Source organism: Streptomyces finlayi (assembly GCF_014216315.1).
GTDB lineage: Bacteria > Actinomycetota > Actinomycetes > Streptomycetales > Streptomycetaceae > Streptomyces > Streptomyces finlayi_A.
The window spans coordinates 3,488,479-3,509,455 of sequence record NZ_CP045702.1; the positions used below are offsets into that span (position 1 = coordinate 3,488,479).

Sequence of the window (20,977 nt, forward strand, 5' to 3'; positions counted from 1 at the left end):
GACCCCGGCGCCATCGGCTCAGTCGGCCGTCTTCGGCGGGTCGCTGTCCTTCGGGGGCGCCGCGGCTCTTCCGGGGCTTCCCGGATTCCCTTTCCGGCCGGGACGGCTTCCGTTGCTTCCGTGGCCGCCGGCCGCGAGGGCGAATTCCGCGCGGGGGTGTTCCAGCGAGCCGAGCGAGACGATTTCCCGCTTGAAGAGTCCGGCCAGGGTCCATTCGGCAAGGACGCGCGCCTTCCGGTTGAACGTGGGGACCCGGCTGAGGTGGTACATACGGTGCATCAGCCAGGCCGGGTAGCCCTTGAGCTTGCGACCGTAGACGTGCGCGACGCCTTTGTGGAGCCCGAGAGACGCAACGGCGCCGACATAGGCGTGCCGGTACTCCTTGAGCGGGCGGCCGTCGAGCGTCGCGAGGATGTTCTCGGCGAGGAGCGCGGCCTGGCGCACCGCGTGCTGGGCGTTGGGGGCGGTCTCCCTGCCCGGTTCGGCGACGGTCAGGTCGGGAACGGCCGCGGCGTCGCCCGCCGCCCACGCGTGCGGGGCGCCGTCGACCGCGAGCGTGGCCGTGCAGCGGAGCCGTCCGCGTTCGGTGAGCGGCAGGTCGGTCCTGGCGAGGAGCGGTGCGGGTTTGACGCCCGCCGTCCATACGAGCGTGCGGGTCGGGAAGCGGGAGCCGTCGCTGAGTACGGCGACCCGGTTCTCGCACGAGTCCAGACGGGTGTCGAGGCGTACGTCGATGTTCCGGCCGCGCAGCTCCCGGATGGCGTACTTCCCCATCGCGTCACCGACCTCGGGCAGGATGCGGCCGGACGCCTCGACGAGGATCCATTTCAGGTCCGTGGCCTTGATGTTGTGGTAGTACCGCGAGGTGTACCGCGCCATGTCCTCGAGTTCGGCGAGTGCCTCGACGCCCGCGTAGCCGCCGCCCACGAAGACGAAGGTGAGGGCGGCGTCGCGGATGGCGGGATCACGCGTGGCGGAGGCGATGTCCATCTGCTCGATGACGTGGTTGCGCAGGCCGATGGCCTCCTCGACGGTTTTGAAGCCGATGCCGAAGTCGGCCAGGCCGGGGATCGGGAGGGTGCGTGACACGGAGCCCGGTGCCATGACGATTTCGTCGTACGCGATTTCCCGTGCGCCGGTGCCGTCCTCGCCCGAGGCGAGTGTGGTCACGGTGGCGGTGCGCTTGGCGTGGTCGACGTGTTCGGCCTCGCCGATGACGATCGTGCAGTGGTTCAGGACCCGGCGGAGCGGAACGACGACATGACGGGGCGAGATGGAGCCCGCGGCCGCTTCCGGGAGGAACGGCTGGTACGTCATGTAGGGCTCGGGGGTGATCACCACAATCTCGGCATCGCCGCTCTTCAGTCTCTGCTTCAGCTTCCGCTGGAGACGCAGCGCTGTGTACATCCCGACGTAGCCGCCACCGACTACGAGAATGCGCACACCCGGCCGGGTGCGGGGGGTCGTCCCCCGGAAATCTGAAGCCATCACCATCCCATGACGCAACGGAGTCCGGTGTTTGTCCACAGGCCCGGCACATTGTGTGACTGGAGGCCAGGGACGGGCCGGTGACGCCCGCGAGTCGCGGGAGGCGGCACCTGTGCAGGTCAGACGTTGTGGGAGGGGTGATGGACGGGGGTGGAATCAGTGGCGAACCGGCCCTTGCTCCGATCGGGGGGCGCTCCGTGCGGAACAACCCCCTTCTGAATTGACTCGGGCTCAACTATGTTCGTACCCCGTCGGGGTGTCGGGGCGGACAGTGATCCGCTCCTCGACGGACACGACGGGGAAGTCTCCGGGGGGAGACGTCATGACCGGGGGAAGCATGCACATTCAGGATTCGCATTGGCAGGCCGCTGTCTCGTCCTCTTCCGAGGGCCATGGACGGCTGAGCGCGGTGGGAGCGGTCGGTACCGCGGGGGTGGCCGCGGCCGCCGCTCGTCAGGCACCGCTCCGCGTGGACGCACAGCGCAATCTGGAACACGTTCTGCGGGCAGCGCGTGAGGTGTTCGGCGAGCTGGGTTACGGGGCCCCGATGGAAGACGTGGCGCGTCGCGCCAGGGTCGGAGTCGGCACTGTCTACCGGCGGTTCCCGAGCAAGGACGTGCTGGTCCGGCGGATAGCCGAGGAGGAGACCTCCCGGCTGACCGAGCAGGCTCGGGCCGCGCTCGGGCAGGAGGAGGAGCCGTGGTCGGCGCTCTCCCGCTTCCTGCGGACGTCCGTGGCATCGGGTGCGGGCCGGCTGCTGCCGCCGCAGGTGCTGCGCGTGGGCGTCGAGGCCGACGCGTCGCCCGCGCCGGTACGGGAGCCGGGTGCGGATCCCCATGCCGAGGCGGCGCCGGGCGAGAACCATGAGGCGACGCGGGTCCCGCATCAGCGGCAGGGCCTGGGCCAGCCCGACCTCTGCGTGGTCTCTCAGCGCTCGGCCGTCGAGGAGCTCGACGACGAGGACACGGGATCGGTCGAACTGCTGGAGGTCGTGGGCAGGCTCGTCGACCGGGCACGGGAGTCGGGCGAACTCCGCGGTGATGTGACGGTGGCCGATGTGCTGCTGGTCATCGCCACGGCCGCACCGGCTCTGCCCGACTCGGCTCAGCAGGCCGCGGCGTCGGCACGCCTGCTCGACATCCTGCTGGAGGGGCTCAGGTCCCGGACCGTGTGAGTGGCCCGGCGCCCGTGCGGCCGGGGTCTCGTCCCCGGCCGACGGGCACCGGCTCGGCATCCGCCGTCAACTCCGCTCCTGCCGGGGAGGGTTGAATCGTCCCCGGACGAGTGATCTCTCCTGCCCAAAGGCGGGAAATCCACCTCGGATGAGTGGTTGCCGGGGCCAACAGTCCGTGGCGATCGCGCTCTGTGGCACTCTTGCCCGGTTCGGGTCCGAAGGCGCGTACGGGGGCTTCCGCGATGAGCGGTGACGGGCAACAGGGAGTACCGCTCGACGGCATCGCTGCCGCGGGCGGGGGTGCGGAGACCGGCGGACAGGTGCCGAGTCAGGCCGGACCGGGGCGCTCGGCCGGTGACGCCGAGGGCGGCGCCGTCCTGCCCGGCCCCTGGCCCGCGCCCGTCGAGGACGCTCCGGCGGTTCCGCCTCAGCGCGAGGGCGGCAGCGCCACCTCGGACGACGTGGTGTCCGACGCCCAGTTGATCCAGGCCATGCGGACCGGTGACGACCAGGCGTACGACGAACTGTTCCGGCGGCACTCGGGTGCGGTGCGCCGCTACGCGCGCAACTGCTGCCGCGACGCGCACACCGCCGACGATCTGACGGCCGAGGTGTTCGCGCGCACGCTCCAGGCGGTGCGCGGCGGCAAGGGGCCCGAGGAAGCCGTCCGGGCCTACCTCATGACCGCCGTACGGCATGTCGGCGCCGCCTGGACGAAGAGCGCCAAGCGCGAGCACCTGGTCGACGACTTCGCGGTCTTCGCCGCGCAGTCGACGCGTACGTCCGAGCTCTCGGACGACGACACCCTGGAACTGGGCGCCGATGTGCTGGCGATGCACGAGGCCGAGCAGTCGATTGCCATGCAGGCGTTCCGCAGCCTCCCCGAGCGCTGGCAGGCGGTGCTCTGGCACACCACCGTGGAGGAGGAGTCGCCGAGCGAGATCGCCCCGCTGTTCGGACTGACCGCCAACGCCACGGCCGTACTGGCCAGCCGGGCCCGCGAAGGACTCAAGCAGGCCTATCTCCAGGCCCATGTGAGCCGGGCTCTGACGACGGGCGGCGACTGCGCCCAGTACGCGGACCGGCTCGGCGCGTACGCCCGGGGCGGTCTGCGTATGCGGGCCGAGCGCGGGCTGCGCAAGCATCTGGACGAGTGCGCGAAGTGCCGGATCGCCGCGGGCGAGCTGACGCACGTCAATGCCGGGATTCCGGCCCTGCTGCCCATCGCGGTCATCGGCTGGTTCGCCGCCGGTTACTCGCTCAAGGCCGCGGGAATCGCCGCGGGAGGCGTGGCGGGCGCGACGGGCGCGGGTGCCGCGGCGGCGGCCACCGGCGGTGGCTCCTCCGGGGCGGCCGCCGGTGGCGCGGCGGCCGAGGGCCTCGGTGCGCCGGCGAAGGCCGGGATCGCCGCTGCGGTGGCCGTGGCGGCCGCCGCCGGGCTGGTGTGGGCCCTGGTCGGCGACGACCAGCCGAAGCCCGAGCCGAAGCCGGTGGCCAAGCCGCCGGTGGTGGCTCCCGTCGTCCCCTCTCCCGAACCGCCGCCGAAGCCACGGCCGCCGGCCCCGCCCGCCCCCGCTCCGGCCCCCGCTCCGGCCCCCGCTCCGGCTCCGGCTCCTGAGCCGAAGCCCACGCCGAAGCCGACTCCCAGCCCGACTCCGCCGCCGAGCCCGAGTCCGAGCCCCGAGCCGCCGAAGCCCACTCCCCCACCGCCCACTCCGTCGCCCGAGCCTCCTCCGAAGCCGCCCGCGCCCGCCCCGCCTCCCGCCCCGCCTCCCGCGCCGGCTCCGAAGGTGTACCAGGTCAGCGAGATGCAGTACACGGCGTTCGGCGACCACACCGAGCCGGAGGTGGTGATCGGCAGGAGCAGCTGGGTCTGGCAGCGTTCGGGCCTCTCGATCGGCACCACGCGGTACGCGCACGGGGTGACCGTCCACGCGAACTCCTCCGTGCTCATCCAGCTGAACCGGCGGTGCACCCGCTACGAGGCGATGGTCGGCGTCGACGACATGACGATGGGTCTCGGCGCGGTGCGCTTCTCCGTATTCGACGGGGACGGGGACGGGGCGCGGCTGTGGCGGTCACCGGTGATGAGTGGCGGTGACGCGGCCGTTCCCGTGAGTGTCGGCATCGCGGGGCTGGAGCAGATCCGTCTCGTCGTGGAGGCGGACGAGGCCAGGAAGAACGCGAAGCCGTTCAACTCGGTGGCTCTGGCCGACTGGGCGGAGTCGCGGGTCAGCTGCGCGTAGGACCGGCCGGGCGGCGCGGGGCTGTGTGCCGGCAGGCCTACGACTGAAGCGTGCGCCTGGCCGGGACCACACCGCCCGCCACCGCGCGCTGGCGCGGCGCCGCCGTGCCCGTCCAGCAGGTGCCCCGGCGGGCGAGGAGCCGCCGCAGCCAGAGTTCTGTGGACGCCAGCTCGGCCAGCCCGTCCAGCGGGAGCGGCTCGCCTTCGGACGCGGCTCGCAGTGCCTTGCGTACGACGCGTGCCTCGACCAGGCCCGCGTCGGCCAGGAGCGGGGCGTCGAACAGGTCGAGCAGTTCGGGGAGCGCGGCGCGCAGTCCGACGCGGGTGGCCGCCGTCGAGGTGCCCTGGGAGGTGGCGCCCCAGCCCGGTGGCAGGTCCTGGATGCCCGCGCCCGCCAGGACTCTGCGCAGGATCGCGGCACGCGCCCCCGGCTGGACCCGGAGCGATTCGGGAAGGGCCCGGGCGGCTCGTACGACCTGGTTGTCCAGGAAGGGGGCGTGGAGGCGCTGGCTGCGGATCTCGGCGGCCTGTTCCAGGATTCGGTGATCGTTGGCGTGCCGGGCGAGCACGGCGCGGGCGCGGGCCTCGCCGGGGCGCTGTACGGAGGTGGGCCGGATCGCCGCCTGCTGGAGGCGAACCGATACTTCGGCGAGTGCCTCACCCGTCAGCCAGCGGGCAGCGGGTCCGGGCCGTGACCAGGTGAGGGCGGAGAGAGACGCGTCGGCGGGCGTGTCGAGGCCGGGGGCGTATCGGTTGGCGTCCGGCAGCCGCTCGGCCGCCGCTTCGAGCCCGGTGCGGTACGACGTACGGGCGAGTCTGCGTGCCGCCCGGTAGACGGACAGCGGTACGAACAGGGAGTGCGCCGAGGGGCCTTCGGCCTTGGCGAGCGCGGCGACCGGGCGCAGCAGGTGGCGTCGGCGCCGGTCCAGCAGGAGGTCGGCCAGGCGGGCCGGGTGGGCGTCGAGTACCTGGCGGGCGCCGTGCCCCACGAAGTGGTCGGCGCTGCCCGCGGCGAGGCGGCGGCGGTGGCGTGCGGAGACGACGAGGGAGGGGCCGGGCTCGTCGGTGAGGGGCCCCTCCAGTTCGGCGTAGGGCAGGGCCTCCTCGCCCGCGGCGACGACCACGTGGTGGAGCCGGGGATCGGCGGCGATGACGCGGGCCCGTTCCAGCTCGTCCTCGTGGTCGCGGGCGGTGAGGTCGTTGAAGGTGACGGCGAGCAGCCGCTCCCCCGCTCCCGTGCCGTGGCCGAGGAGCGTGCCGGGCAGTCCTGGCAGCCCGGCGGCGAGCAGGGCGAGCGTGCCGGACGCACTGCCTCCGGACAGGTCGGCGCCGATGCCCGGTACGGGAGCCCCGCGGGCCGCGCGGCGCTCCGCGGGACCCATGCCGGGTACGGGCCCGGGGTCGACCGGCAGTGCTTCCGGGGCGTGGCGCGGCGCCAGGAGCCGGGCGCGTACGGCTTCGACCAGCGCGTCCCGCACGCCCTCCACGGCCCGGACCGGGTCGGTCTGGGGGGCCGCCACGGCGAGGGAGGCGACCGCCTCGTACCCGGTGATCTCCCGGGAGCCCTCGCGCAGGATGAGTGCGTGGCCTGGTGGGATGCGCTTCACGCCGGCGTACGGTGTGCCGTCGCCCAGCGCCTCCGGGGTGTCGGGGCAGGCCAGCAGGGCGGCCAGATGACCGATGTCGAGCTGGGCCTCGATGAGGTCGGCGAGCGGCAGGGCGGCGGTGGCGTACGCCGTGCCGTTGGCCCAGGGGGTGTGGAACACGGGGCGGGCTCCGGCCAGGTCCCCGGCGACGGTGATCCTGCGTCCGATCTGGACCACGGCCGTGTAGCTGCCGGGCCAGGCGGTGAGGTGACGCAGCGCTCCCCCGCGCGCGGCCAGCAGGCCGACGCGCAGTTGTTCGTCGGTGGCCCCGCAGCAGCCGAGGACGGCGATCCGGGCGGTGGGTGCGCCGGGGGGCGTCGCGACGCTGACGATGCGGATCTCGTCGGGCCGCCAGTCCCCGACGGCCCACAGCGGGTCCGGGTCCCCCCACAGGAGCTGGGACCCCACCGGATGAACCGTGCGCCCCTCGTCGCCCGCGTCGACGGCACCGACTGTGCCGAAGCTCGCGGCGATACTGCTCCACCCCACCAACCAACGCATCGCCGCCTCCACAGGCTGTGGGCAAACCGGCGCACCTGAACGAAGGAACGCCTGCTGCGGGACATGCTGCCACGACAACGGCCCAGCGGAGGGGGTACGAGCAGCGCACGCCGTAACTGCATGCGCCCCTGGCAAAGGCCCGACGGCGCCTTCCCGGGGGCTCCACCAACGGAACGTCACCTTCCGGGCGTTGGGGCATACGGGCGCCCTTATGAGCGGTGAAGGACCGTGCGGGAGGAAGTCGGAATCCGGCCACCACCGACCCGTCCGCATCGACCTCACTCGATAGGCGTCATTCAGCCATTCTCAGACGGTCACACCACGGCATGTGCCCCTTTCGCGACACGCCGCGACAGCCGGCCGGGCGCGCAGGACCGGCGGCGGGCGCCCCCGCTCGCCACCCGACCCGCCCCGGTCCCGCCCCCGTCGCGCCCCCGTGAGAACGCACGGTCCGGGAGGTGTGCTCCACCTCCCGGACCGGTCCACCGCTCGCGGGGAATGGAGCGGCGGTATCCCCCAGCCCACTGAGTCCAGTGCAGCGGGCCGACCCACGCAGCACCCATCGAAGCGCTCGCACCACGGCCGTACGAGAGCGCACGGCCGGGCGCACGGCCACACACCAGGAGCACGTCACCCGTGCCCCGTCCCACCGCCGCGGCCTCTCCCCGGGACACCCGCCACGGCGGCTCCGCGCGCCTCCGCCCCGCGCCCCGGCCGTGCTCCGGGGGCGCGGAGCCGGCTGAGGCCGGCGGACAACATTCCCGCCATACGGACGTCTGCCCCTTAACGGTAGGGATGCGGCGAACTACGCTGTGTTTACTGACGTTCTCGGCAGGGAGGCATATTCCTCGGGGCTCGGCCAAATGCGTGTGCGGCCGGAGTGCCGGGGTTCGTCCCTGGGGAGGACACGGTACGAATGCCGCGCGCCTCCCCGGTGACGCGGCGGCCGTCTGTGTGTCGAGGGGTGGCGCATGTCCAGGGAGCAACGCGGGCCGAACGAGAAGCTCGGCACGGTTCTCGCCCTCGCGGGAATCAGTAACGCCGGGCTCGCCCGGCGGGTCAACGACCTCGGAGCACAGCGCGGGCTGACACTTCGGTACGACAAGACCTCGGTGGCCCGGTGGGTCGCCAAGGGCATGGTGCCCCAGGGCGCCGCGCCCCATCTCATCGCCGCGGCGATCGGCGCCAAGCTCGGCCGCCCGGTCCCGCTCCACGAGATCGGGCTCGCGGACGCCGACCCGGCGCCCGAGGTGGGCCTCGCGTTCCCCAGGGACGTGGCCGAGGCCGTACGGTCGGCGACCGATCTCTACCGGCTGGATCTCGCCGGACGGCGGGGTGGCGGCGGGATCTGGCAGTCACTGGCCGGTTCGTTCTCCGTCAGCGCGTACGCGACACCCGCGTCGCGCTGGCTGATAACGCCCGCCGACTCGTCGGTGGCGCGGGACTCGACGGCCGCGGAGGCCGCGATCCTCGGGGCGCCCGGAACACGGGGCGCGCCCGGAGCGCACGGAGCGTACGCCGGTGTGCCCCTGCAGCCCGGGCCGGACTCGGTGGCCGACGCCTCACCCCTGCGGGTCGGCCACAGCGATGTCTCCAAGCTCCGTGAGGCGGCCCAGGACGCGCGCCGCTGGGACTCCAAGTACGGTGGCGGGGACTGGCGTTCCTCGATGGTCCCGGAGTGCTTACGCGTCGACGCGGCACCCCTGCTCCTCGGCACGTACAGCGACGAGGTGGGCCGTGCCCTGTTCGGCGCGTCGGCCGAACTGACCAGACTCGCGGGCTGGATGGCGTTCGACACCGGCCAGCAGGAGGCCGCGCAGCGCTACTACATCCAGGCGCTGCGCCTGGCCCGCGCCGCCGCCGACGTTCCGCTCGGCGGATACGTACTGGCGTCGATGTCCCTCCAGGCCACCTACCGCGGCTTCGCCGACGAGGGCGTGGACCTCGCGCAGGCGGCCGTCGAGCGCAACCGCGGTCTCGCCACCGCCCGCACCATGAGCTTCTTCCGGCTGGTGGAGGCGCGCGCCCACGCGAAGGCGGGCGACGCACCGGCCGCGGGGGCCGCGCTCAAGGCCGCCGAGAGCTGGCTCGAGCGCTCACGGGCCGGTGACGCCGACCCGTCGTGGCTGGGCTTCTACTCGTACGACAGATTCGCCGCCGACGCCGCCGAGTGCTACCGCGATCTGAAGGCGCCCCTACAGGTACGGCGCTTCACCGAGCAGGCGCTGTCCAAACCCACCGAGGAGTTCGTGCGCTCGCACGGTCTGCGCCTCGTCGTGTCGGCGGTCGCCGAACTGGAGTCGGGCAACCTCGACGCGGCCTGCGCGGCGGGGACGCGCGCGGTGGAGGTGGCGGGGCGGATCTCCTCTGCGCGCACCACTGAGTACGTACGGGACCTGCTGCACCGGCTCGAACCGTACGGGGACGAGCCGCGGGTCGCCGAGCTGCGGGAGCGGGCCCGGCCACTGCTGGTGGCCCCGGCTTAGGTCCTGTCTGGAGTTCCAGCGCGGGAGAAGGAGCGGCGTCCGGTGCCGTCGAATCCAAGGCGGAGGAGGGAGCGATGGCGGAGCCCTCGCGACTGACGACAACGCCGGAGGCGGCGGTGCCGGACGCCGCGACGCCGCGGGGGAACTCCAGACAGGACCTAGGCGGTCCGGCCGCTGCTGACGGCCACTGTCGGCAGCCCCGGCGTAGGCGGTCCGGCCGCGCCCGGCGACCCTGTCCGCGGGTCCCGGGAGGGCCCCCGGGCCGTCGGCCCTGTCCGCAAGTCCCCGGTACGCCCCGGTACGCCCCGATGAGCTTGACGCGCCCGCCTCCGCCGGTGCGCCGGAAATCCGGCGGATGTGCGCCACGCCCTGTCCGCCCCGGGTTTGAGCCCGTTGTCAGTGGGTCAGTGCACTATCGGGGTGGGAGGTGGCGTGATGATGACGCACGCGGCGTACGACTGCGACGTGCTGGTGATCGGCGGCGGGATCGTCGGTCTGTCGACGGCGTACGCCATCACGCGTACCTCACCGCGCACCCGGGTCACGGTCCTGGAGAAGGAGTGGGGGCCGGCCCGCCATCAGACGGGGCGCAACAGCGGAGTGATCCACAGCGGGATCTACTACCGCCCGGGTTCCCTCAAGGCCCGCTTCGCGGTGCGGGGCGCCGCCGAGCTGGTCGACTTCTGTACGGAGCACGGCATCGCCCACGCGGTGACCGGAAAGCTGATCGTCGCCACCGATCGGTCCGAGCTCCCCCGGCTGCACGGGCTGGTGCAGCGCGGCCGTGAGCACGGCCTGCCGGTCCGGGAGCTGGGACCGGCGCAGATCGCCGAGTACGAGCCGCATGTGCGGGGCCTCGCGGCGATCCGGGTCGGCACGACGGGCGTCTGCGACTTCGGTGCCGTCGCGGCCCGCTTCGCCACGGAGGTGAGCGCGGCCGGCGGGACCATCCGGTACGGGGCCGAGGTCACCGCCATCGACCGCCGCCCCTGGGGCACGGCGGTGCGGACGGCGGACGGCCGGGTCGTCCGGGCCAGGGTCCTCGTCAACTGCGCGGGTCTCCACAGCGACCGGATCGCCCGGCTCGCGGGCGACGACCCGGGCGTACGGATCGTCCCCTTCCGCGGGGAGTACTACGAGCTCGCCAGGGAACAGCTGGTGCGCGGCCTGGTCTACCCGGTGCCGGACCCTGCCTTCCCCTTCCTCGGTGTGCATCTGACCCGGGGCGTGGACGGCTCCGTACACGTCGGGCCGAACGCCGTGCCCGCGCTGGCCCGCGAGGGCTACCGCTGGCCCGTCGTGCGCCCCCGCGAGCTCGCGGACACACTGACCTGGCCGGGGTCCTGGCACATCGCCCGGCGGCACTGGCGGTACGGCGCGGGCGAGCTGCACCGGTCGCTCTCGAAGCGAGCGTTCACCCAGGCCGTCCGGCGGCTTCTGCCCGAGGTGACGGAGGACGATCTCCGGCCCTCCACCGCCGGGGTGAGGGCCCAGGCGGTGCTGCGGGACGGCACCCTGGTCGACGACTTCCTGATCCGTGAGGCGCCGCACACCGTGCACGTGCTGAACGCCCCGTCCCCCGCCGCCACCGCCTCCCTGCCCATCGGAAGGGAGGTGGCGCGGCGGGCCCTGCGGCGGGCTCGTGCCACGGGGTGGAAGCCGCCCGCCGTAGAATCGGGGCATTGTGTCTGAGTCCCTGAACCCCACCCCCGAGACGCCCGGCGCCACGGACGACGCGGCTGCCCTGCGTGCCGCCTCCTTCGAGCGGATGCGCCGGCTGCGCCAGGAGCCCCGCTTCCCCGGCGGGCCCGCCGCAGACCCCGCCGGCTCCCACCACGAGCGCCGCATCCGCAGCTTCCAGCCGCGCCGCAGCCGGGTCACCGCCGGCCAGGAGGACGCCCTCCAACGGCTGTGGCCGACGTGGGGCCTGGACATCGACGGACTGCGTGTCCTCGATCTGCCCGCGCTGTTCGACGGGCTGCCGGTGGTCCTGGAGATCGGCTTCGGGATGGGCGAGGCCACCGCGCAGATGGCCGCCGACGACCCGGGCACGGGAATTCTCGCCGTCGACGTGCACACCCCCGGCCAGGGAAATCTGCTCGGTCTCGCCGAGCGCTCGGGTCTCACCAACGTCCGCGTCGCCAACGGTGACGCGATCATCCTGCTGCGCGAGATGCTCGCACCCGAGGCGCTCGACGGCCTGCGGGTGTACTTCCCCGATCCCTGGCCCAAGAGCCGGCACCACAAGCGGCGGCTGATCCAGCCGGAGTTCCTCGATCTGGTGGCGCGGCGGATGAAGCCGGGGGCTGTGATCCACTGCGCGACCGACTGGGAGCCGTACGCGGAGCAGATGCTCGAGGTGCTCACCGCGCACCCCCGCTTCGAGAACACCCAGGCGGACGGCGGATACGCGCCACGCCCGGCGTTCCGGCCACTGACCCGGTTCGAGGGCCAGGGCCTGGACAAGGGACACGTCGTGCACGACCTGCTCTTCGCCCGCGTCTGACCGTCGGCGAGGTACTCCCGCCTCTCGGCCACGGGCATCGGCCATGGGCACCGGGCCACGGGCGTCGGCCGCGCTTCTCGGCCACGCGCCCGCCGCGCCGTGGCCAGGTGTCAGTCCTCCTCGTTAGGGTCGTCGGGTGTCCGAATGGTCCGCGCAGCACCAGCAGCCGGCCGTCCCGGTTCTCGAGGAGCAACGGCTCGGCGAGTTCCTGGGCGCCGTGCCCGAGCGCGGCCAGTGGCGCTACCGGCCGCGCCGCGTCGGCATGGTGTGGCGCAGCAAGGCGTTCCGTGCCGGTGCGGTGATCTCCGTACTCGCTCTCTGCGGGCTGCTCATCCTGTCCCTGGTCCGCGAACAGACCGGTACGCAGGGCTTCCTCGTCGGGCTCGGGCTCGCCGTACTGCCCGTGCCGCTGCTGCTGGCCGCCTTCCGCTGGCTGGACCGGGTCGAGCCGGGCCCCTGGCGGAGTTTGCTGTTCTCCTTCGCCTGGGGCGCGTGCGCCGCCGCGCTGGTCGCGATCACCGCGAACACGTTCGCCGCCCGCTGGATAGCCACGGCGACCGCGGATCCGTCGCACGCCGACACCCTCGGTGCCACGGTGATTGCGCCGGTCGTCGAGGAGAGCGCGAAGGCCGCCGCGGTCCTGCTGATCTTCCTGTTCCGGAGACGGGAGTTCAGCGGTGTGGTCGACGGGATCGTGGTCGCCGGTTTCACCGCGACCGGTTTCGCGTTCACCGAGAACATCCTCTACCTCGGCAACGCCTTCGGTGAGGACCAGCAGTTGGGCAGTTCGGGCCTCGGTTCGGTGACGGCCGGGACGTTCTTCGTCCGGGTGGTGATGTCGCCGTTCGCGCACCCCCTGTTCACCGTGCTCACCGGCATCGGCTTCGGAATCGCCGCGCTCAGCGCCCGCCGCCACCGCGCCCGCCGGATCATGGTCCCGGTGCTGGGTCTCGTCCTCGCCATGGGCATGCACGCCTTATGGAACGGCTCGTCGACGTTCGGCACGTACGGGTTCTTCGCGGTCTACGGGGCGTTCATGGTCCCCGCGTTCGGTCTGGTGACCTGGCTGGCGATCTGGTCCCGTCAGCGCGAACTGCGCACCCTGGCCGCCGAGCTGCCCGCGTACGCGGCGGCCGGCTGGCTGTCTCCCGCCGAACCGTCGGCCCTCTCCTCGATGCGGGCCCGGGGCATGGCCCGCGACCTGGCCCGCCACTGGCACGGCCGGGCGGCGGCGCGGGCGGTCGCCGAGTACGAGTCGTTCGCGACGTCCCTGGCCGTTCTGCGGCGGAGGGCCCGCCGCGGTGCGGTGGGCGCGGACTTCGCCGTGCGCGAGCGGGAGCTGCTGCACCACCTCTGGGAGCGCAGGGCCGTCGCCGGACCGGCGCTGGCGTACGCGGCCGGCCGGCTCGTCTCACGCCCGCCGGCCCCGCGCCCGGCCCCGTACCAGTGGTACGGGAGCTACAACCCGTACCTGCGGCGGACAGCCCCGCCCGGCCGAATACCGCACCAGCAACCGCTGTACGACCAACACCCGTACCAACACCCGTACCAGCAGCCGACGTCCCGACAGCCCCCTTTCCAGCCGCCGCCGTTCCAGCCGCCGGTACGTTGAGCGCGTCAGGCGGACGCCTCCGTCAGCGTCGCCTGCTCCTGCTCGGTCAGCTGGAGGCCCACGACCGCGACCAGCGCGGGCACCTGCTCGACCGTACGGGCCGACGCGATCGGCGCCACCACGGTGGGACGGGCGGCCAGCCAGGCGAGGGCGACGGTGGCGATCTCGGCGTCCCGCTCGTTCGCGATCGCGGCGAGCGCGGCGAGAACCCGCTGCCCGCGCTCCGACCGCAGGTACTGGCCCGCCCTGTCGGCCCGGGGGCTGTCGACCGTGGCGCCCGCGCGGTACTTGCCGGTGAGGAAGCCCGAGGCGAGTGCGAAGTACGGGACGGCGGCGAGACCGGCGGCTGCGGCCGTGTCCTGGAGCGCGCCCTCGTAGGTGTCGCGGGAGACGAGGTTGTAGTGCGGCTGGAGTGCGACGTACCGGGCCAGGCCCTCGCGCTCGGAGAAGTCGAGGGATGCCCGCAGGCGCTCGGGGCTGATGTTGGACGCGGCGATCTCGCGGACCTTGCCGTCCCGCACCAGTTGGTCGAGGGCGGTGATGATCTCCTCGACGGGGACGGTCTCGTCGTCGAAGTGCGTGTAGTAGAGGTCGATGTGGTCGGTGCCGAGCCGGCGCAGCGATTCCTCCGCCGCACCCTTGACGGTGGCGGCGGAGAGCCCCTTGTACGAGGGGTGGGCGCCGACCTTCGTGGCGACGGCGATCTCGGAGCGGTTGCCGCGCGAGGCGAGCCACTTGCCGACGACGGTCTCCGACTCACCGCCTTCGTTGCCCGGGGCCCAGGCCGAATACGAGTCGGCGGTGTCGATGAAGTTGCCGCCCGCCGCGGCGTACGCGTCCAGAACGGCGAAGGACTGTGCCTCGTCGGCCGTCCAGCCGAAGACGTTGCCGCCGAGGGCGAGGGGGAAGACCTGGAGGCCGGAGGAACCGAGCGTACGGAGTGAAGTCATGGGTGGTTCAACCCCGTCACCGGAGCGCGCTATTCCGGCTCCCGGCACGACGGCACCCCGGGAAACGGCAGGCCGGCAGCCCTGACGTCGGGGGGGGTGTGCGTCAGGGCTGCCGGGGTTCAGGTGCGTCCGGCGAACCGGGCGCGGCGTCTCAACTGCCAGGTCTCAGAGCGTGAGGCCCTTGCTGCGGAGCCAGCTCATCGGGTCGATGCCCGAGCCGCCCGCGGTGTGGACCTCCAGGTGGAGATGCACCCCGCTCGAATTACCTGTCGAGCCGGCGCGGCCGATGATGTCGCCGGTGTTGACCTTCTGGCCCGCGGAGACGTTCAACGAGGACTGGTGGCTGTACGTGACTTCCATGCCGTTGTCGAGCTCGATGACGGTGTGGTAGCCGTACGACGTGTGCCAGCCGGCCGAGGTGACGGTCCCGCCGTGCACGGCCTTGACCGGTGCGCCCGCCTGCGTCGCGAAGTCGAGGCCGGTGTGCTGGCCGGAGGACCACATGCTGCCGGCCTGGCCGAACGTGGCGGTGATCGTGTACGAGGAGACCGGCAGGGTGTAGCTGGCGGCCAGCTTGGCGAGCCGCTCGGCCTCCGCCTTGCGCGCGGCCTCCTCCTCGGCCGCCTTCTTCTCCGCGGCGGCCGCGGCCTCGGCCTCGTTCTGCTGGGCCTTGGCCTCGGCGGCGGCCCTCTCGGCGGCCTCCTTCTCCTCGGCGGCCCTGGCCTCGGCATCGGCGCCGGCCTGCTGCTGATCGGCCTGCTGGAGGATGCGGGAGCGCAGCGCCTCGCCGGCGTCCGTCGCGCCCTGCTCGGCCTCGGCGGTGGTGATGCCGGCGGTGGTGAGCGGGGAGGACGCGGCCACCATGGTGTCCGTCGCGTCGGAGTCGTCGGACATCAGGGAGCCGACACCGGGAAGGGACTTGGCGTCGGGCAGATTGTCCGCGATGGAATCGGGCATAGAGATGGAGACCGGCGGCTTGCCCTGAGCGGTGGCCATGCCACCCGCACCGACTGCCGCTATGACGCCGACCCCGAGGACGGTGGAGCTACGAGCGAGACCGCGCTGCTTGGCTACGCGATGCCTGCCGCGAACCGGCCGGATGGACTCCTCTGTGGGATTCCATTCCTCCCAGGTCCTGTCCTGAGTACCGAGCGTGTCGGTACCGAAGAGTGACGGGGCCTCGGGGGCAGGCTTGTTGGACGCCACGTGGGCGCACTCCTTTCCTTCCTTCTCGCCTACCGGGTTAGCTGACGGGTTCGGAGCAGGAAGGTCTCCTACGGGCCGCTCTGCGCTCTTGCGAGACACAGGTGGTCCGATTCACCCCATGTAGGTGGTTCCCCGGTTTCCTTGCGGAATTCGGCGCTCGCGCACGGTGCCGTCTCTTGCGACGACTGGGACGACCGCACTGCGTTATCGAACGTTAATAGACAGACGGGTCCGATTCCAAGCTGTTCCAAGTGATCGTTCTCGCCTTGGACCCGGACGTAACGGGATACAACCGGGTGCAATCGGGCGAGTTGAACACCGCCCACCCGTCGCCTTGTTTCTGACGGTGTATCAAATGTTATGCGGAGGGGCATCCTTCGATTACGGACCGTTGCACCCGTCCGCAGCGCCGGTGAAGCGACCCCTGCCGACAGCCCGTCACCCGGTGGCCGGTCCCGCTCCCCCGGGGTTTCCCCGGCCCACGATCTTCACGGTCCTGCGCCGCTCCGGCTGCCCCTCCGCGGGCCGGCCGACCGCGAGCAGCGCCATGTCGTCCGTGGACAGGCCGCCCGTATGCAGACGTACGTCGTCGGTGAGCGCGGACAGCAACTCCTCGGGCCCGGGAAAGATCCGGCCCCGCAGACGGGCCGCCGGATCGTAGAAGGCCCCGGTCGCGTCCCGCGCCTCGGAGAGACCGTCCGTGAACAACAGCAGCGTCGTCCCCGCGGGCAGCGCCCACTCCTCCGCGCGGTCCGGCCATACGCCCAGGTCCATCCCGAGCGGGAGCGCGGGCGAGGCCGACACGAGGACGTCCACCTTGCCGTCGGCGTGGAGAAGGATCGGCTCGGGGTGGCCCCGGTTGACGAGCCTCACCAGACCGGCCCCGGGCGGAATTTCGGCCAGTACGGCGGTGATGAAACCTTCCATGGCATCGAGCCCGCCGCGCCCCGTCCCCTCGCGGGCCAGCGCCCGCTCCAGACGCTGCGCCACGCCCTCCAGCGAGCGCTCCTGCTCGGCCGCCTCCCGGAACGCCCCGATGACCACCGCCACCGCCCCGACCGCGTCGAGCCCCTTGCCCCGTACGTCCCCGACGACCAGCCGCACCCCGTACGGAGTGTCCGCGACGGCGAACAGGTCACCGCCGACGAACTCGTCCGCCTCAGCCGCCTCGTAACGCGCCGCCACCTGGAGCCCGCCGATCCGGTCGGCCGGGGTCGGCAGCACCGCCCGCATGGCGGTCTCCGCGATGACCCGGGCCGATGCGAGCTGCTTGTTGCTCCGCCGGACGACACCGTTGATGAAGAGGGCGAGCAGCCCGGCGGTGGCCACCGTGATCAGCTCGATGAAGGGCTCGACCTGGGTCAGCGTGCGGCTGAGGAGGTCCAGCACGGCCATGACGAAGAGAGCGGCGACGCCCGTACGGATCACGCTGCCCCGCGAGAAGAACGGCGCGGCGATCAGGGGAGCCGCCACGAAGAGGGGGACGGGTGTGAACGTGGGCGGCGTCGTGAGATCGAAGAGCGCGCCGCCCGCGATCATCAGTGCGGGCAGTACGCGGACGAACCGGCGGGCCCGAACTCCTCCGCGAGCGCTGCCCCGCCCTGTATCGCGCTTCCCCACCTGTGTTCTCCTGCCCGGGTCCGCCTACGGTTGCGGACGGTACCGCGCCCCACCCAGGCTGACCGGCGCCGCGCCGCGCGGCGACTGCGCACCGGCCGAAGGAGGGAGCACGCGGAGGTGCTTTCCGCTTCCCGGTCACGCACTGTCCGCGAGTGCGAGCGGGATCATCACACGGTGTCATCGGCGGGTGCCATCTGCCGAACGGGCCGTCGACCCACCAGCCCGGGAAACGACTCGGGCCCGGCACGCTGTGTGCGTACCGGGCCCGGTTCTTCAGTAGCGGGGACAGGATTTGAACCTGCGACCTCTGGGTTATGAGCCCAGCGAGCTACCGAGCTGCTCCACCCCGCGTCGTAAACACAACTCTACGGCATCCGGGACGGACTCATGACCACTCCCCGCGGCGGCGGCCGGTCAGCCGGATTCCGGGGTGCAGAGGACGGCGATCCGCTGGACGTGGTTGCTGCCGAAACCGCCGCGGTTCCAGCGCTGGAGCACGGGCTGGCCGGCGCCGGTGGCGTCGGTGGCGCGTACGCCGAGCACATGACTCCCGGGTGCGGCCGTCCAGCGCGCCTGCCAGCCCCGCCACGCCCAGGGGTGCGGAGTGCCGTGCCCCTCCGGCCCGGTGAGCACGGCTTCGCTCCACGTCCCGCCGCCGTCCGTGCTCACCTCGACCCGCGTGACGGGCGCGTGCCCGGACCACGCGCGGCCTTCCAGCAGCACCTCCCCGGGGCGTACGACACGGGTCCGCGACATGAAGTCCGGGAAGCCCGGCGGGATCATCAGCGCCCGGGGCGCGATCCGGGTGACGGGTTCACCCGGATCGTCGGCCTCCCGGCGGTACCGGTACCCCTCCGCCTGCTGGAATCCGGTGAACGGGGCCGCGGTGAGCCTGATCCCGGTCAGCCACTTCACGGACGCCATGCCGTACCAGCCGGGCACCACCAGCCGTAGCGGAAATCCGTGCTGCGGCGGCAGCGGCCCGCCGTTCATGCCGTACGCCACCAGCACCTCCGGATCGCGCCCCGCGGCCACGCCCAGGGGCAGGCTCCGCCGGTAGTCCTGTTCGACGCCGCGCTCCACCCCGTGGTCGGCGCCGCCGAAAACCGCCTCGACGGCGTCCGCCCCGACGCCTGCCTCGGCGAGCAGGAGCCGCAGTGGCACACCGGTCCACTCCGCGGTCCCGACCGCCTCGACCAGCCACGGCTGGCTCACGGGCCTCGGATCGAGACGGGCGCGGCCGTTGCCCGCGCACTCCATCGTCACCCGGTGCGTGACGGCGGGGAACGACCGCAGGGACGCGAGGTCCAGCGCCAGCGGAGTCCGGACCCGGCCGTCGACGGTGAGCCGCCAGTCCTCGGCCCGCGCGGCGGGGATGTCGTAGTGGACGAGTACGTAATGGAGACCCGGCGGCGTGACCTCGTACCTCAGGGCTTCCAGCGGGAGGCCGTGGTTACGCGCCGCGAGCGCGAGCTCCTCCAGGGTGATTCCCTCGGCAGGCCCGGCGAGGCGTCCGGGTGGGCTGATGCCGTCGAGGCGTCCGTACCCGTCCATGACTTCATGGTGCTCCCGCGGCGGCTGAATTGCGCGGCACCCCGACCGGCGGGAGGCTTGAGGTATCTGCCTGGTGTATCTGCCGGAGCCGGACCGCTGCGACGGGGGCCCGTGCGCCGGCGAGGAGACGGCCATGGACGACACCACCTTCCAATCGATGAGGGCGGCGCTGCGCGGCCCGGTCATCGGACCGCAGGACCCGGAGTACACAGAAGCGCGGACGCTCTACAACGCGATGATCGACAAACGGCCGGCGGCGGTCGTGCGGTGCAGGGACGCGGCGGACGTCATGGCCGCGGTCGACTTCGTCCGCGACAAGGGGCTCGAACTCGCCGTCCGGGGCGGCGGGCACAGCGGCCCGGGCCTGTGCCTCGTCGAGGACGGGGTCACGATCGACCTCTCGCCGATGCGCGGCGTACGGGTCGACCCGTACGCGAGAACGGCCCGGGTCGCCGGCGGCGCGCAGCTCGGCGACCTCGATCACGCCGCCCATGGCTTCGGCCTGGCGACCCCTGCGGGCATCATGTCGACGACGGGCGTCGGGGGCCTCACGCTCGGCGGCGGCCACGGCTATCTGACCCGCAAGTACGGCCTGACGGTGGACAATCTGCTGTCCGCCGACGTGGTCCTTCCGGACGGCCGCTTCGTCACGGCGAGCGAGGACGAGCACGAGGACCTGTTCTGGGCGCTGCGCGGAGGCGGCGGGAACTTCGGCGTCGTCACCTCGTTCGACTTCAATCTGCATCCGGTGGACACCGTGGGCATGGGGATCACCGTGTGGCCCCTGGACATGATCGGTGAAGTGCTGCGGTGGTACCGCGAGTTCCTGCCGCAGGCCCCTGACGACGTGTACGGCTTCTTCGCTTCGCTGACCGTTCCGCCGGGCCCGCCGTTCCCCGAGGAGATCCACGGCCAGAAGATGTGCGGGGTCGTGTGGTGCTTCACGGGGGATCCGACCGGCGTGCAGGAGGCCCTGTCCGTGGTCGAGGACGCCGGGCGGCCCGCCTTCCACTTCACCTCGCCGATGCCCTATCCGGGGCTCCAGACCCTGTTCGACGAGCTCATCCCCAAGGGCCTCCAGTGGTACTGGCGCGGGGACTTCTTCGACCGCATCACGGACGAGGCCATCGAGGTGCATGCCAGATACGCCGAGAGCCTGCCCACCGACCTGTCGACGATGCACCTCTACCCGGTGGACGCGGCCGCGTCCAGGGTCGGCCCGGACGACACGGCGTGGGCCTACCGGGACGCGGTCTGGTCGGGCGTCATCGCGGGCATCGACCCGGACCCGGCGAACGCGCCGGCGGTCACCCGGTGGAGCACCGACTACTGGGACGAGCTGCACCCGCACTCCATGGGCGGCGCGTACGTGAACTTCATCGGCGCGGGCGAGAGCCGGGAGCGCGTCAGGTCCACCTACCGCGGCCACTACGACAGGCTCGCCGCCGTCAAGAAGGCGTACGACCCCGGCAACCTGTTCCACGCCAACCAGAACGTCGAGCCGCCCGCCTGACCGTCAGCCCGACCCCTCGCGGGTGACCCGTCCGGGTGCACAGTGCCCCAACCACCGCACCGGGCCACCCCTGTTGTCCGACAATGTCTCCCTTGTCACGTAGTCACGCAGTCACGCACCGCCGGGGAGACCATGAGAACCCGTACCTGTACCCGTACTCGTACGACAGTCACCGCAGCACTCGCAGCGACGCTCCTGCTCGCGGCGCTCTCCGCCTGCACGCGGTCCGAAGCGGAGGTGCGGGCCACGTGCGAGCGAGCACTGGACAACCACTCGACGCTCAGCAACCGCCCGAAGGCGTGCCAGGACGTGCCCGACGAGTCGTACCGGACGCTCCTGCTGGTCTACGACCTCAAGGCGGAGGGCCTCGACTAGGGTCGACTGGGGTTCGTCACCCGCGGCCGGACCAACGCCTGGGGCCGCACTGGGGGCTGCGCCTGCATTCTGAAGCAGCCGCTCCGGCTCACCGCCGTCCC

The 20,977-nt window shown here is 72.5% G+C and carries 14 protein-coding genes, 1 tRNA gene and 1 riboswitch; of the genes, 8 read left to right on the forward strand and 7 right to left on the reverse strand.

Translation table 11 applies throughout. The features are described from left to right. Positions 1-18: 18 nt before the first annotated feature. Positions 19-1,443: an NAD(P)/FAD-dependent oxidoreductase gene (locus F0344_RS16095; RefSeq protein ID WP_258049955.1), complete on the reverse strand. Its 1,425-nt coding sequence runs from the start codon at positions 1,441-1,443 to the stop codon at positions 19-21. A gap of 382 nt (positions 1,444-1,825) precedes the next feature. Here F0344_RS16095 and F0344_RS16100 point away from each other — a divergent pair, with 382 nt between their 5' ends. Continuing rightward, a complete protein-coding gene (locus F0344_RS16100; RefSeq protein ID WP_185302713.1) occupies positions 1,826-2,662 on the forward strand; it encodes a TetR/AcrR family transcriptional regulator in 837 nt (278 codons plus the stop codon). Between the two features lie 242 nt (positions 2,663-2,904). Continuing rightward, positions 2,905-4,908, forward strand: a complete 2,004-nt coding sequence (locus F0344_RS16105; protein WP_185299458.1) for a sigma-70 family RNA polymerase sigma factor — start codon at positions 2,905-2,907, stop codon at positions 4,906-4,908. A gap of 37 nt (positions 4,909-4,945) precedes the next feature. Here F0344_RS16105 and F0344_RS16110 read toward each other — a convergent pair whose 3' ends face one another. Further along, a complete protein-coding gene (locus tag F0344_RS16110) occupies positions 4,946-7,054 on the reverse strand; it encodes an asparagine synthase-related protein (RefSeq protein ID WP_185299459.1) in 2,109 nt (702 codons plus the stop codon). Between the two features lie 971 nt (positions 7,055-8,025). On the opposite strand from F0344_RS16110, the gene F0344_RS16115 reads away from it, so the two are divergent. The 4 genes from F0344_RS16115 (at position 8,026) to F0344_RS16130 (ending at position 13,658) form a co-directional block, all read left to right on the forward strand. After that, positions 8,026-9,540, forward strand: a complete 1,515-nt coding sequence (locus tag F0344_RS16115) for a sporulation protein (RefSeq protein ID WP_185299460.1) — start codon at positions 8,026-8,028, stop codon at positions 9,538-9,540. Between the two features lie 435 nt (positions 9,541-9,975). Beyond that, complete coding sequence (gene lhgO / locus F0344_RS16120; RefSeq protein WP_185299461.1) at positions 9,976-11,232, forward strand: L-2-hydroxyglutarate oxidase; 1,257 nt, start codon at positions 9,976-9,978, stop codon at positions 11,230-11,232. Next, positions 11,225-12,046 (forward strand): tRNA (guanosine(46)-N7)-methyltransferase TrmB, encoded by an 822-nt coding sequence (gene trmB, locus F0344_RS16125; protein WP_258049956.1) that lies wholly within the window; start codon positions 11,225-11,227, stop codon positions 12,044-12,046. The genes lhgO and trmB overlap by 8 nt, the downstream gene beginning before the upstream one ends. A 136-nt stretch (positions 12,047-12,182) precedes the next feature. After that, the gene (locus F0344_RS16130) at positions 12,183-13,658 is read left to right on the forward strand and encodes a PrsW family intramembrane metalloprotease (protein ID WP_185299462.1); all 1,476 of its coding nucleotides are present in this window, start codon (positions 12,183-12,185) and stop codon (positions 13,656-13,658) included. 5 nt (positions 13,659-13,663) lie between these two features. On the opposite strand, the gene F0344_RS16135 is transcribed toward F0344_RS16130, so the two are convergent. From F0344_RS16135 to F0344_RS16155, 5 genes are all read right to left on the reverse strand, one after another. Next, positions 13,664-14,608, reverse strand: coding sequence for an aldo/keto reductase (locus F0344_RS16135; protein WP_185299463.1), 945 nt, complete (start codon positions 14,606-14,608; stop codon positions 13,664-13,666). 165 nt (positions 14,609-14,773) lie between these two features. Beyond that, positions 14,774-15,814, reverse strand: a complete 1,041-nt coding sequence (locus tag F0344_RS16140) for a M23 family metallopeptidase (RefSeq protein WP_185299464.1) — start codon at positions 15,812-15,814, stop codon at positions 14,774-14,776. An 11-nt stretch (positions 15,815-15,825) separates the two neighbouring features. Next, positions 15,826-15,980: riboswitch (cyclic di-AMP (ydaO/yuaA leader) on the reverse strand. A 272-nt stretch (positions 15,981-16,252) separates the two neighbouring features. Beyond that, positions 16,253-17,434 carry a PP2C family protein-serine/threonine phosphatase gene (locus F0344_RS16145; RefSeq protein ID WP_258049957.1) on the reverse strand — a complete coding sequence of 394 codons (1,182 nt, stop codon included), beginning with the start codon at positions 17,432-17,434 and terminating at the stop codon, positions 16,253-16,255. A 277-nt stretch (positions 17,435-17,711) separates the two neighbouring features. Beyond that, positions 17,712-17,785 (reverse strand) — tRNA-Met (locus F0344_RS16150). Positions 17,786-17,848: 63 nt separating this feature from the next. Continuing rightward, entirely contained in the window at positions 17,849-18,988 is a 1,140-nt protein-coding gene (locus F0344_RS16155) for a sulfite oxidase (protein WP_185299465.1), read from the reverse strand. Between the two features lie 133 nt (positions 18,989-19,121). Between F0344_RS16155 and F0344_RS16160 the strand changes: the two genes are divergently transcribed. Both F0344_RS16160 and F0344_RS16165 read left to right on the forward strand, forming a co-directional pair. Next, complete coding sequence (locus tag F0344_RS16160) at positions 19,122-20,501, forward strand: FAD-binding oxidoreductase (protein ID WP_185299466.1); 1,380 nt, start codon at positions 19,122-19,124, stop codon at positions 20,499-20,501. 132 nt (positions 20,502-20,633) lie between these two features. Next, positions 20,634-20,876 carry a hypothetical protein gene (locus tag F0344_RS16165; protein ID WP_185299467.1) on the forward strand — a complete coding sequence of 81 codons (243 nt, stop codon included), beginning with the start codon at positions 20,634-20,636 and terminating at the stop codon, positions 20,874-20,876. Positions 20,877-20,977 lie beyond the last annotated feature (101 nt).

Bases quoted from the DNA above. Each gene is read 5' to 3' on its own strand.
- F0344_RS16100 (WP_185302713.1), top strand. From the start codon at position 1,826: ATGCACATTCAGGATTCGCATTGGCAGGCCGCTGTCTCGTCCTCTTCC.
- F0344_RS16105 (WP_185299458.1), top strand. From the start codon at position 2,905: ATGAGCGGTGACGGGCAACAGGGAGTACCGCTCGACGGCATCGCTGCC.
- F0344_RS16110 (WP_185299459.1), bottom strand. From the start codon at position 7,054: ATGCGTTGGTTGGTGGGGTGGAGCAGTATCGCCGCGAGCTTCGGCACA.
- F0344_RS16115 (WP_185299460.1), top strand. From the start codon at position 8,026: ATGTCCAGGGAGCAACGCGGGCCGAACGAGAAGCTCGGCACGGTTCTC.
- lhgO (WP_185299461.1), top strand. From the start codon at position 9,976: ATGATGACGCACGCGGCGTACGACTGCGACGTGCTGGTGATCGGCGGC.
- F0344_RS16135 (WP_185299463.1), bottom strand. From the start codon at position 14,608: ATGACTTCACTCCGTACGCTCGGTTCCTCCGGCCTCCAGGTCTTCCCC.
- F0344_RS16155 (WP_185299465.1), bottom strand. From the start codon at position 18,988: ATGGACGGGTACGGACGCCTCGACGGCATCAGCCCACCCGGACGCCTC.
- F0344_RS16160 (WP_185299466.1), top strand. From the start codon at position 19,122: ATGGACGACACCACCTTCCAATCGATGAGGGCGGCGCTGCGCGGCCCG.
- F0344_RS16165 (WP_185299467.1), top strand. From the start codon at position 20,634: ATGAGAACCCGTACCTGTACCCGTACTCGTACGACAGTCACCGCAGCA.